The sequence below is a fragment of the Morganella morganii genome, from assembly GCF_019243775.1.
GTDB lineage: Bacteria > Pseudomonadota > Gammaproteobacteria > Enterobacterales > Enterobacteriaceae > Morganella > Morganella morganii.
The window spans coordinates 220,512-233,304 of record NZ_CP069157.1 but is presented as its reverse complement, the minus strand read 5'-3'; the positions used below and the strand labels follow the sequence as shown (position 1 = coordinate 233,304).

Genomic DNA, 12,793 nt, shown 5'->3' with positions numbered 1-12,793 from the left:
AGCAGAAACTGACATAAAGATAGTGCAGAAAGTGCCGGTGGTAATCTTTCACTGTCTGAATAATCACCGCTGGTGATCGTTCATCTGCCCTTCGTCAGAGAGGGCGCAAATTCTATTTCACCACGCCGGGATTAGCAAGACTTTTCCCCGTATTTACAAAAAAAAAGCATCTAACAGATTAAATTATCAGCAAAAGTTCAGTGTGGACGGTTTTGTGCTGCGGATAACTGTGACTGATGATTATTTGCACCGCACAGCAGTTTTCCCGGCAGAACCGGTAACAGAAATCACGCAAAGGATTTTATTCAGAAAATAATGCTCGGGGGGACTGAAGAGAAGAAAAAGATTGGAGCGGGAAACGAGACTCGAACTCGCGACCCCGACCTTGGCAAGGTCGTGCTCTACCAACTGAGCTATTCCCGCATCACAACGGTATATACCTGACTATCTGAAAATTGGAGCGGGAAACGAGACTCGAACTCGCGACCCCGACCTTGGCAAGGTCGTGCTCTACCAACTGAGCTATTCCCGCGTCACAACCGGTATATTACCTGACAATCTGCAAAATTGGAGCGGGAAACGAGACTCGAACTCGCGACCCCGACCTTGGCAAGGTCGTGCTCTACCAACTGAGCTATTCCCGCATATTTTGCAATTTGCCCGCACCGCTTTCGATTGAAAATCTATCTCGGTACGGGGAGCGCATTATACGAAAAATTCATTTTCTGGCAAGCCCTCCGGCACGAAAAAATGAATTTTTTTGTTCAGATGCCGATAAAACCGGCAAATATGCTATAAAACACGCAACCTGAACTAATATTAACCGACCGGCGGCTGAAAATCAGCCACCGTTTTTTATCACAGGCGGATAAAGGTTTCGCGGTAGTAAGCCAGTTCCGCGATTGACTCGCGGATATCATCCAGCGCCTGGTGGGTGTTTTTCTTGGTGAAGCCGTCCAGCACTTCCGGTTTCCAGCGGCGGGCCAGCTCTTTCAGGGTGCTGACATCCAGGTAACGGTAGTGAAAATATTGCTCAAGCGCCGGCATATAACGGAACAGAAAACGGCGATCCTGGCCGACACTGTTACCGCAGATAGGAGAAGCGCCCTGCGGCACCCACTGCTCCAGGAACGCGATAGTGGCCTGCTCTGCCTGTGCGTCGGAATACGTGCTGGCGCGGACACGTTCAGTTAACCCGCTGGCGCCGTGTGTGCGGACATTCCAGTCATCCATCAGACCTAATTGTTCATCAGACTGGTGTACCGCCAGAACCGGGCCTTCCGCCAGAATATTCAGGTTTGCATCTGTCACAATGGTGGCGATTTCGATAATCCGGTCACGTTCCGGGTCAAGTCCGGTCATTTCCAGATCGATCCAGATAAGGTTCTGTTCACTTTTTGCCATGTTGTATCCTATAGTTACCTGAGTATCCGCCTGTTTTTTGTTCACACGGATTGAATGATGACGGGTAAAATGAATGGTGTATCATAGCGCGTAATCCGCCCTGCCGCGAGTCACCCCGGCGGGCACTTTCTTCTTTACGTGGTGTCAAAACAGACGAGGTTTCGTTGGCTAAACAAAAACTTTCCAAAGGTCAGGTACGGCGTGTTCAGGCAAACCAGCAGCGCAAACTGCGCAAAGAGAACCGCCCGGAGCCTGAGGACAGCCTGTTCGGTGAGGCTCAGGAAGGACAGGTAATCAGCCGTTTCGGGCAGCATGCGGATATTGAAGCCGCAGACGGCTCGGTACAGCGCTGCAACCTGCGCCGCACTATCAAATCACTGGTCACCGGTGACCGCGTGGTCTGGCGTGCTGCGTTGCAGAATAACGAAGAAGGCCGTGTTAACGGGATTGTTGAGGCAGTGCATGAACGTGAATCGGTACTGACCCGTCCTGATTTTTATGACGGTATTAAACCGATCGCCGCCAATATCAACCAGATCGTGATTGTTTCCGCGATTTTACCGGAATTATCACTCAATATTATTGACCGCTATCTGGTCGCCTGCGAAACACTCGGTGTGGAACCACTGATTGTGCTCAACAAAATTGACCTGCTGAATGACGAAAGCCGCGACCAGGTCAATGATTTAATGAATATCTATCGTAATATCGGATACCGTGTGCTGGAAGTATCCGGCTACACCAACGAGGGGATTGATGCACTGACGGCAGCACTTGCCGGACGGATTTCCATCTTCGCCGGACAATCCGGTGTCGGAAAATCCAGCCTACTCAATACATTGCTGCCGGAAAACGCGGATATCCTGGTCAATAACGTTTCTGATGTTTCCGGGCTGGGTCAGCACACCACCACCGCCTCACGGCTGTATCATTTCCCGCACGGCGGGGATGTGATCGACTCACCGGGAGTGCGTGAATTCGGGTTGTGGCACCTGACACCGGAACAGGTCACTCAGGGATATACGGAATTCCGCGATTATCTCGGCGGCTGTAAATTCCGTGACTGCAAACACGGGGATGACCCGGGCTGTGCGCTGCGCGAAGCTGTGGAGAACGGCGAAATCAGTGCGGAACGCTTTGAAAATTATCACCGTATTCTGGAAAGTATGGCACAGGTGAAACCACGCCGTAATTTTACGGCCGGTGAAGACTGACAAGCGCAATAAGCACAGGTACAATAGCCCCCTTTTGTTCAGAATTCGCCGGAAAAACCGGCAGATAACAAACAATACCAGAGGTCGATGTGCTGGATACTCTTAAAATAAAATTACAATATTTGCTGCCTAAACAGTGTCTTACTCAGCTGGCAGGCCGCTTTGCCAACAAAAAACTTGGCTGGCTGACACAGCTGGTGATCAAAGCATTCGCCAAAGCCTACAAAGTGGATATGCAGGAAGCGAAAGAGAGCGAGTTTATCGCTTACAGTACCTTCAATGAGTTTTTTATCCGCGCACTGAAAGAGGAAGTCCGCCCGATCGTACAGGGCAGCGAAACCCTGGCACTGCCGGCAGACGGCACCATCAGTCAGCTGGGGCTTATCCGTGACGATCAGATTTTACAGGCCAAAGGGCATAACTACACCCTGGAAGCCCTGCTCGCCGGAAACTGGCAGCTGGCGGATCTGTTCCGCAACGGGCAGTTTGTAACCACTTACTTATCTCCGCGTGATTACCACCGCGTGCATATGCCGTGTGACGGCCATCTGCGTGAAATGATCTATGTCCCGGGCGACCTGTTCTCCGTTAACCCGCTGACCGCCGCCAATGTCCCGAACCTGTTCGCCCGTAACGAGCGTCTGATCTGTGTATTTGACACGGATTTCGGCCCGATGGTGCAGATTCTGGTGGGCGCCACGATTGTCGGCAGTATGGAAACCGTCTGGTGCGGTATGGTCACCCCGCCGCGTGAAGGGATTGTCCGCCGCTGGACTTATCCGGCACACGACAGCGTCTGTGCGGTAAACCTGAAAAAAGGCGAAGAGATGGGCCGCTTTAAGCTCGGCTCCACCGTGATCAACCTGTTCCCGGCGGATACAGTGGCACTGAACAGTGCACTGGCAAACGGCGTTTCCACCCGTATGGGTGAACTGCTGGCCACCCGCATTACGGCGGATGATGCCGCCTGCGCGGAAGAAAGCCCTGCATGCCCGTCACAACCAGACGCCGCTGCCACTAACTGAGGACTCTCCCCTGTGCGCCTGATTATCTCATTTTTACTGGCGGTTTTTCTTTTCTCCCCGCTGACAGCGGTATATGCGGCATCGGATATTAACGAGCCGCAGATCCGCCAGGAACTGAAGCGGATTGAGAGCAGCAAAGATCCGAAAGATATTGAGATGGCTCAGGCGTTACAGGCGACCCTGAACTGGCTGACAGACAGCAAAGCTGCGGATGAACGCGCACAAAGCTATCAGGACACCATCGATAACTTCCCGAAGCTGGTCAGGGCATTACGCCAGCAACTGCTGGAAGAGAGTGATTCCCCGGCCAAAATTCTGACCACCCGCCCTATCAGCGACCTTGAGCAGCAGGCTATCCAGCTCAGCGGACAGTTACTGGAGCAGGGACGGCTGTTACAGCAGGAGCAGGACAAAAACCGCGAAATCAGCGATTCTCTGACCCTCCTGCCCCAGCAGCAGTCCGAAGCCCGCCGTCTCCTGAATGAAGCCACCTCCCGCCAGCAGGGACTCGCAACCCCGCTGACCCCGCTTGCCGAAGCTCAGGCCACGCTGGCCGCCGCAGAAGTGCAGGCACGCAAGGCAACGGTCAATGAGCTGGAACTGGCTCAGCTATCTGCCAATAACCGCCAGGAACTGACCCGCATCCGCCTTGAACTGCTGCGTAAACGCTATCAGCGGCTGGATCTCGAACTTCAGCAGTTGCGCAGTGTGCTCAACGGCAAACGTCAGCAGAAAGCGGAACTGGCGCTGGAACGCACCGAACTGCTGGCCGAACAGGCCGGTGATTTACCGCCGTACCTGAAAGAACAGATTGATATTAACCGCGAACTGTCGCAGGTGCTGAATGATCAGGCCGCGCACATGAGTGATATCGGAGAGATGCAGCGCCAGGCGGCAACCGATATCCAGAAAGCGCGTCAGGTACTCGGCACCATTCAGGAGCAGGCACAGTGGCTGAACGGCTCAACCGCACTGGGGGAAGCCCTGCGGGCACAGCTCAGCCGCCTGCCGGACATGCCGAAACCGCAGCAGCTGGATAAAGAGATTACCGACCTGCGTGTTGAGCGTCTGAAATATGAAAATATGCTCGATGCCCTGTCCGGTAATAATAATGAACCGGATACGTCACAAACAGCCTCCCTCCCGCCGGATCAGGCTTCCCTCTATCAGCAGCTGATTCAGAACCGCAAAGAGCTGCTCGGCTCCCTGCTCTCCGGTTACGATACTGAAATTCTGGAGCTGACCAAGCTCAAAGTGACCACCAGTCAGCTTAGTGATGTGCTGATTGAAGTCCGCGACGACACCCACCGCTATCTGTTCTGGGTGGCGGATGCCACACCGGTTTACCTCAATTACCCGATTGAGATACTGACCAGCCTGACCAAGCTGCTGTCCCTGGATACCCTAGCGCAGCTCGGCGGTGCATTTAAAACTATGTTCTCGTGGCAGAACAAAGAGATTTCGCTCTATATCATCGGCACCCTGCTGCTGGCGATTTTCGGCCTGAACTACCGCCGTCACTATCAGGCATTTCTGGACAGAACCAGTCAGCGTATCGGTAAAGTAACACTGGATCGCTTTTCCATCACACTGCGCACGCTGTTCTGGTCTGTGCTTGTCTCTCTGCCGCTGCCGGTACTGTGGTCCGCTATCGGCTACGGGTTACAGAATGCCTGGCAGTACCCGATGGCAAAAGCGATCGGTGACGGTGTCAGCGCCACCACACCGGTGCTGTGGCTGTTTATGTTCTGCGCAACCTTTGCCCGGCCTAACGGGCTGTTTATCGCACAGTTCCGCTGGCCGGAAGCCCGCGTTAAACGGGCAATGCGTTTCTATCAGCTTTCCATTTTTGTCATTGTGCCGCTGATGATGGCAATGACCACCTTTGAATACTTCAATGACCGGGAGTTTGCCCCGACACTCGGCCGTCTCTGCTTCCTGCTGCTGTGTGCCGCGCTATTTATCATTACCAGCAGCCTGCGCCGTGCGGGAGTTCCGCTCTATCTTGACCGCCACGGCAGCGGCGACAATGCCGTCAGCAAAGGAATGTGGTGGCTGCTCCTGCTGGCACCGGTAGTGGCGGCGATTGCCGCTCTGCTCGGCTATCTCGCGACTTCACAGGCACTGCTCGGCCGCCTGGAAACCTCGGTCGCCATCTGGTTTATGCTGCTGGTGGTCTACAACATTATCACCCGCTGGATGCTGATCCAGCGCCGCCGTATCGCCTTTGAACGTGCCAAACAGCGCCGTGCTGAAATCCTGGCACAACGGGCAAAAAGTGATGATGACAGCAGCGTCAACAGTAATGCCAACAGCGCGGAAGGTGTGATTGATATTGAAGAGCAGGTCATTGACCTCGATACCATCAGTGCGCAGTCAGTCGGGCTGGTCCGTTCGATTCTGACCATGATTGCCCTGGTATCCTGTATTCTGCTCTGGTCTGAACTGCACACCGCCTTCTCCTTCCTGGAAAATATCCGGCTCTGGGATGTCAGCAGCAGTATCAACGGTGTGGATACCCTCCAGCCGATTACGCTCGGCTCTGTCTTTGTCGCCATTCTGGTGATTATCATCACCACGCAGCTGGTGCGGAACCTTCCCGCATTGCTGGAACTGGCGCTGTTACAGCATCTCGATCTGACTCCGGGTACCGGTTACGCGATTACCACGCTGACCAAATACAGTATTACCCTGGTCGGCGGGATTGTCGGCTTCTCGCTGATCGGCATTGAATGGTCGAAAATGCAGTGGTTTGTCACTGCAATGGGTGTCGGGCTGGGCTTTGGTTTACAGGAGATTTTCGCCAACATTGTTTCCGGCCTGATGATCCTGTTCGAAAAACCGATCCGTATCGGCGATACCGTCACCATCCGTGACCTGACCGGCAGCATCACGCGCATCAACACCCGCGCCACCACGCTGACAGACTGGGACCGCAAAGAGATTATCGTCCCGAACAAAGCCTTTATTACCGAGCAGTTTATCAACTGGTCACTCTCAGATACCGTCACCCGTATCGTCCTGACCATCCCGGTCCCGGCGGAAGCCAATCCGGAGCAGGTCACTATTCTGCTGCTGATGGCGGCACAGGACTCGGCAATGATTCTGGACACGCCAAATCCGGAAGCTTATCTGGTTGATTTACAACAGGGTATTCAGATTTTCGAACTGCGCGCCTACGCCGCTGAAATGGGACACCGCCTGCCGGCGCGTCATGAGATCCATCAGAATATCCTGCGCAGCTTCGCGGAAAACAATATCATCCTGCCGTTCCCGCCATTTGAGGCGCGTGTGGATATGGTGGGAAATATTCTGCGCAGCGGCACAAAAAATCTGTCGGGCCGTAACCCGATGCGGAAATCCGGCGGATTGTGATATCACAGATAGTGATCCACTCCGCCGTGATGTGAACAGGTGCCGCGTCCTTTTGAGGTAGAATAAGAGCCGTCTCTGCACACGGCTTTTATATTCGGATCGTTCGGGTCATAAGTAATATAACCGAATGCACTGACCGAAAAGGTAAAGCACACAAGCAATACTATTTTTTTCACCTGATATTTCCTGATAGTCAGTATTTATTATTGACCATACTTCTGATTCAAATCATCCGGAATATCTTCGTCATATTACATCCTTGTTTATCCGTAATCGTTTTTATATAACAGAACCGCCCCCCGGATACTACAGGAACAGCTCACGCTTTGTTCATTTCCGGGGTCAGTATCACGTATGCCACAGAGCTCTCATTTTTTATAAAATCACTTCTTCACGTAAATTTATACCTGATAAGCAATATTAATGATTGCGCCGTTTGCTTCATACCACGTTTAATCATGATTATTGCTGTCCGGGAGAAAATTTTTCTCCTGATATCACTTTACCTCTCTCTAAAAAGCATTATTTTTTCTGATTTACATCCTTTATGATAAAGATATTAAAAAATAAGCCTGCTGATAACAAAACGTTATTACATAATACGTTGTTTAAATCGCACCCGTTAAGAACAACATTGTTTAAGATTTAAACATTAAGGATGTTATTTATGGCGATAAATACGACACGTTCCGCAGCGGAAAATTCCGGAATGAGTGAAGAGCAGTGGCGTGCAGCGACCAAATTTGATGGTACCGACGCCGGCTGGGTTATTATGAGCATCGGGATGGCTATCGGCGCCGGTATTGTTTTCTTACCGGTTCAGGTCGGTCTGATGGGGTTATGGGTTTTCCTGCTATCCTCCGTTATCGGCTATCCGGCCATGTATCTGTTCCAGCGGTTATTTATTAACACGCTCGCGGAATCCCCGGAATGTAAAGACTATCCGAGTGTGATTACCGGTTATCTCGGTAAAAACTGGGGGATATTACTCGGAGCGCTGTATTTTATTATGCTGGTGATCTGGATGTTTGTTTATTCCACTGCCATCACAAATGACAGTGCGTCTTATTTCCAGACTTTCGGTGTGACAGAAGGATTATTATCCGACAGTCCGTGGTACGGATTAATTCTGATTTGCCTGCTGGTCGCTATCTCTTCACGCGGCGAAAAGCTGTTATTTAAATTATCCAGTTTTATGGTGCTGACCAAGCTGTTTATTGTCGCCGCACTCGGTATATCGATGGTGGGCATGTGGCACCTGTATAATATCGGCTCACTGCCGCCGGTTGGCCGTTTAATTAAAGAAGCGGTTATTACACTGCCGTTTACCCTGACATCCATTCTGTTTATTCAGACTCTCAGCCCGATGGTCATTTCATTCCGCAATCAGAATGTGAACCGGGAAGTGGCCCGCTTTAAAGCCCTGCGGGCAATGAATATCGCCTTTATTATCCTGTTCTGTACCGTCTTTTTCTATGCCGTTTCCTTTACCCTGGCAATGGGTCATGACGAGGCGGTTAAAGCTTATCAGCAGAATATTTCCGCACTGGCAATCGCCGCTAAATTCTTCCCCGGCGGCTGGGTAACTGTGGTCAGCGTAATGCTGAATATTTTTGCGGTTATGACGGCGTTCTTCGGGGTATATCTCGGGTTCCGCGAAGCCACGCAAGGGATTGTGATGAATATTCTGCAGCGCATGATGCCTGCGGAGCGGATTAATGAAACCCTGGTGAAATACGGCATTATGGTATTTGCGGTGCTGCTGGCCTGGGGCGCCATTATTCTCAACGCACCGGTACTGAGCTTTACCTCAATATGCAGTCCGATTTTCGGGATGGTCGGTTGTCTGATTCCGGCTTATCTGGTTTATAAAGTCCCGATGCTGCATAAATATAAAGGCATCTCCCTGTATCTGATTATTTTTACCGGGATGCTGCTCTGTGTGTCGCCGTTCCTGGCATTTTCCTGATAATACTCCCAGAAACAAAAAAGCCGCCGGATTTATTTTCCGGCGGCTTTTTTGTTGATCTGAATATAAAAATTACTGCTGATATAACCGGCGCAGATAATGAGCAACCGCATCATCCGCATTAGAGCCAATCACTTCCATTTCCGGCAGAATATCTTTCAGGCGCTGATGTGCTCCCGCCATAATGCAGCCTTTTCCGGCCATTTCCAGCATTTCGCGGTCATTCATACCGTCACCGAAAGCAATGCAGTCATTCAGGCGGTAGCCCAGTGATTCCGCGACCTGCTGCAGCGCCTCACCTTTAGAGACACCTCCGGCCATCACTTCCAGACAGCTGCGCAGAGAGAAACTGACATTCACTTTATTGCCGAAACGCACGCGGATTTTGGCTTCCAGCGCGACAAGTTTCTCGTGATCGTCACAGGTAAAGTAGACTTTGCAGACCTGATCAACCGGAAAATCATTACGGTCAAACAGCTCATACATAAAAACAGATTCCTGGAAAAACTCTTTCTGTTCCGGGCTTTCCCGGTTGATCATCCAGCCGTCACCCCGGTAATAGTTGGTGAGGATATCCGGGTTATCAAACTCCATCAGGCACAGCTCGCGGACCACATCCGGATCCACATCATGACTGAATACCAGCTCACCTTTGGTGTTGTGTACCCGCGCGCCGTTGGAGGTGATCATAAACGCGTCAATTCCCAGTGCATCACGGATCTGCGCCACATCCACATGATGGCGGCCGGTGGCAAAAACAAAATGCACGCCTTTATTGATGGTCAGCAGGCGGAGGGTTTCCTTGGTGTAGGGGGTCAAACTGTGGGCAGGTGATAATAACGTTCCGTCTAAATCTGAAGCAACCACATGATACATATGCAAATTCCTGAAAATTGATTAGTGGAGTCCGAAAAAATGACAAATCGCATTGAGCGCGACAGCGCGCAACGCGTCTTCTTCGAACAGGATCTCGTGATAAGCTCCCTCAAACGTCAGAGGCATATGTTCTTCTTCTTGTCCTGTCCGGGCTTTACGGCGCTTTTCGCAGAAAGCCAGCAACTCCCGATTGTCCACCACCTTATCCTCTGATGCCATCAGCACCATCAGCGGGGTGTTTATCTCTCCCGCCTGCGCAATTATCTTTTGTCCGATATCAATGCTTTCGCGTAACCAGTGATACGTGGGTCCGCCGAGACGTAAAGCAGGATAGTCAGCATAACAGCGCAGGTAACGCCGGTACCGCGGGTAACTGTGGGTCAGCATGTTGATTAAAAACGGCAACGGCTGCCACTTCCCGGTTGATACCGCATACTCATTGCGTTCCGACGGCCGTTTATCAGCCCGGTTCACAATCATATTCGCCAGCCACATCGGCATCGGTAAATTGATACCGAACATCGGGGCACATAATACCGCGGCACGGAAGGTGTCCGGCTCGCGCAACAGATAACCGCCCAGTATCGCACCGCCCATCGAGTGCGCCAGTGCATAGCGGTAAGCGTAATTTTTCTCCGCCAGCGCGATGTTGGTGAACTGAGAAAAATCATCAATATAGTCGTCAAAACGCTCGACATGGCCTTTTTGCGGATCATCCAGCATCCGCCCGGAAAGCCCCTGCCCCCGGTGATCCATAATAAAGACATCAAAACCGAGGTGGAAAAAATCGTACAGAACTTCCGGATATTTGACGTAGCTTTCGCTGCGTCCGGAGCTGATCACCAGCACTTTGTCATGCGCAGGATCGGTAAACTGCACATAGCGGATAGTGACATCATCCGTGCCCTGAAATGTCCGCTCATCCCGGTTGCTCCAGAAATCAAGTAACGGGCCGTTCACAAAGGCGGAATACTCCGCTTCGCGTTCCAGCCAGCTTGCTTTCAGGGTATCCGGTGGCAGCATAGGGTGCTCCTTTAGTCATCAAATCCGGTGAGATGCTCGCGGATAAGGGCCATAAATGCATCGCCGAATCGTTCCAGTTTCCGCTCTCCGACGCCATTTATCAAGAGTAAATCATTTGCCCTGACCGGGCATTGTTCCGCCATTTCAATGAGTGTGGCATCGTTAAACACCACAAACGGCGGGATATTTTCCTCATCCGCAATGGATTTGCGCAGCTTGCGCAATTTCGCGAACAGTTTTTTGTCGTAATTACCGCCGTAGCTGCGGGCAGTCTGACGCGGTTTGATATTCTGGATCCTCGGCACCGCGAGTTGCAGCGGTACTTCGCCGCGCAGAACCGGACGGGCGGATTCGGTTAATTGTAACGCAGAATAATTGGCGATGTTTTGCGTTATCAGCCCTAAGTGGATCAACTGGCGCAGCACACTGACCCAGTGTTCCTGGCTTTTATCTTTGCCTATACCGTAAACCGCGAGTTTGTCGTGTCCGTATTCACGGATCCGCTGATTATTCGAGCCGCGCAGCACATCCACAATATACCCCAGACCAAAACGCTGCCCGGCGCGGTAGATGCAGGACAGCGCCTGCTGTGCCTCAACCAGCCCGTCATACTGTTTCGGCGGATCCAGGCAGATATCGCAGTTACCGCACGGTGTCTGGCGGTTCTCACCGAAGTAATTGAGCAATACCAGACGGCGGCAGGTCTGTGCCTGGGCAAACGCGCCCATGGCATTCAGCTTGTGCTGTTCGATATCTTTCTGCGGCCCGGCCGGTTTTTCATCCAGACAACGGCGCAGCCACGCCATATCCGCCGGGTCATAAAACAGAACCGCTTCCGCACTGACCCCGTCACGTCCTGCACGGCCGGTTTCCTGATAATAGGACTCAATATTGCGCGGGATATCAAAGTGCGCGACAAAACGGACGTTGGATTTGTTAATCCCCATCCCGAATGCCACCGTGGCGACCACGACCTGTAAGTTGTCCTTGAGGAAAGCATCCTGGACCCATTCACGCTGTGAATTATCCAGGCCGGCATGATACGCCGCGACACTCAGTCCGCGCTTTTGCAGACGGGCGGCGACATCTTCCACTTTATTACGGCTGTTACAGTAAATAATACCGCACTGGCCTTTCTGACCACGGACAAACATCCACAGCTGATCAAACGCTTTATATTTTTCCACCAGCGTGTAGCGGATATTCGGGCGGTCAAAGCTGCTGATGTGGATCAGCGGGTCACTGAGGCGCAGCCGCGAGCAGATATCAGAACGGGTGGTATTATCGGCGGTGGCCGTCAGGGCAATCACCGGCACACCCGGCAGATGCTGGCGAAGCTCGCCTATCGCGCAGTATTCCGGCCGGAAATCGTGTCCCCACTGAGAGATACAGTGCGCTTCATCCACCGCCAGCAGCGACGGCTGCCACTGCTGTAACTGGCGGATAAAACTGCTCATCAGCAGGCGTTCCGGTGCCACATACAGCAGTTTGATGCGGTTATTGTGACACCCTTCCAGTACCTTCTGCTGTTCCTGCGCGGTCTGTGCCGAATTCAGATAACCGGCTTCCACCCCGAGCAGGCGCAGCTGATCGACCTGATCTTTCATCAGGGAAATCAGCGGTGACACCACCACTGTCAGCCCCGGCAGCATCAGTGCCGGAATCTGATAACACAGTGATTTCCCGCCGCCCGTCGGCATGACCACCAGACAATCGCGTCCGCCGGTCACGGTATCGATAATATCGGACTGTCCGGCACGGAATTGCTGATAACCAAAGACCTGGCGCAGGATAGCGTCAGCGTCGGGCAGGGTATTGATGACTTCAGCGGTAGACACGCAGCTCCTCAGGTGAAACAGAAATCCGGGCAGTGCATTCTGCCGGTGAAAAGATGCTTCTATGCTAGC

9 protein-coding genes and 3 tRNA genes are annotated in these 12,793 nt (G+C 52.2%); 4 read left to right on the top strand and 8 right to left on the bottom strand.

The features are described from left to right. Nucleotides 1-347 precede the first annotated feature (347 nt). The 4 genes from JL661_RS01135 to orn form a co-directional block, all read right to left on the bottom strand. Nucleotides 348-423, bottom strand: a tRNA-Gly gene (locus tag JL661_RS01135). 33 nt (nt 424-456) lie between these two features. Further along, nucleotides 457-532 (bottom strand) — tRNA-Gly (locus JL661_RS01130). Between the two features lie 36 nt (nt 533-568). After that, nucleotides 569-644, bottom strand: a tRNA-Gly gene (locus JL661_RS01125). Between the two features lie 214 nt (nt 645-858). Continuing rightward, nucleotides 859-1,404 carry an oligoribonuclease gene (gene orn / locus JL661_RS01120; protein ID WP_004234467.1) on the bottom strand — a complete coding sequence of 182 codons (546 nt, stop codon included), beginning with the start codon at nt 1,402-1,404 and terminating at the stop codon, nt 859-861. Between the two features lie 164 nt (nt 1,405-1,568). On the opposite strand from orn, the gene rsgA reads away from it, so the two are divergent. From rsgA to mscM, 3 genes are all read left to right on the top strand, one after another. After that, a complete protein-coding gene (rsgA, locus tag JL661_RS01115; RefSeq protein WP_004234465.1) occupies nt 1,569-2,618 on the top strand; it encodes a small ribosomal subunit biogenesis GTPase RsgA in 1,050 nt (349 codons plus the stop codon). An 89-nt stretch (nt 2,619-2,707) separates the two neighbouring features. Continuing rightward, complete coding sequence (gene asd, locus JL661_RS01110; RefSeq protein WP_015422318.1) at nt 2,708-3,643, top strand: archaetidylserine decarboxylase; 936 nt, start codon at nt 2,708-2,710, stop codon at nt 3,641-3,643. A gap of 12 nt (nt 3,644-3,655) precedes the next feature. Beyond that, nucleotides 3,656-7,018, top strand: a complete 3,363-nt coding sequence (mscM, locus tag JL661_RS01105) for a miniconductance mechanosensitive channel MscM (protein ID WP_062772149.1) — start codon at nt 3,656-3,658, stop codon at nt 7,016-7,018. 2 nt (nt 7,019-7,020) lie between these two features. On the opposite strand, the gene JL661_RS01100 is transcribed toward mscM, so the two are convergent. Beyond that, entirely contained in the window at nt 7,021-7,194 is a 174-nt protein-coding gene (locus tag JL661_RS01100; protein WP_004241344.1) for a DUF3761 domain-containing protein, read from the bottom strand. Nucleotides 7,195-7,676: 482 nt separating this feature from the next. Here JL661_RS01100 and JL661_RS01095 point away from each other — a divergent pair, with 482 nt between their 5' ends. Further along, nucleotides 7,677-8,987 carry an SLC5/6 family protein gene (locus tag JL661_RS01095; protein ID WP_004234458.1) on the top strand — a complete coding sequence of 437 codons (1,311 nt, stop codon included), beginning with the start codon at nt 7,677-7,679 and terminating at the stop codon, nt 8,985-8,987. 72 nt (nt 8,988-9,059) lie between these two features. On the opposite strand, the gene yigL is transcribed toward JL661_RS01095, so the two are convergent. From yigL to recQ, 3 genes are read right to left on the bottom strand one after another with little or no spacing between them, the layout of a single operon-like run. Then, nucleotides 9,060-9,863, bottom strand: a complete 804-nt coding sequence (gene yigL / locus JL661_RS01090) for a sugar/pyridoxal phosphate phosphatase YigL (protein WP_004241342.1) — start codon at nt 9,861-9,863, stop codon at nt 9,060-9,062. Nucleotides 9,864-9,884: 21 nt separating this feature from the next. Further along, nucleotides 9,885-10,886: a lysophospholipase L2 gene (gene pldB / locus JL661_RS01085; RefSeq protein ID WP_004234454.1), complete on the bottom strand. Its 1,002-nt coding sequence runs from the start codon at nt 10,884-10,886 to the stop codon at nt 9,885-9,887. An 11-nt stretch (nt 10,887-10,897) separates the two neighbouring features. Next, nucleotides 10,898-12,724 (bottom strand): ATP-dependent DNA helicase RecQ, encoded by a 1,827-nt coding sequence (gene recQ, locus JL661_RS01080; RefSeq protein ID WP_015422321.1) that lies wholly within the window; start codon nt 12,722-12,724, stop codon nt 10,898-10,900. Between the last annotated feature and the right edge of the window lie 69 nt (nt 12,725-12,793).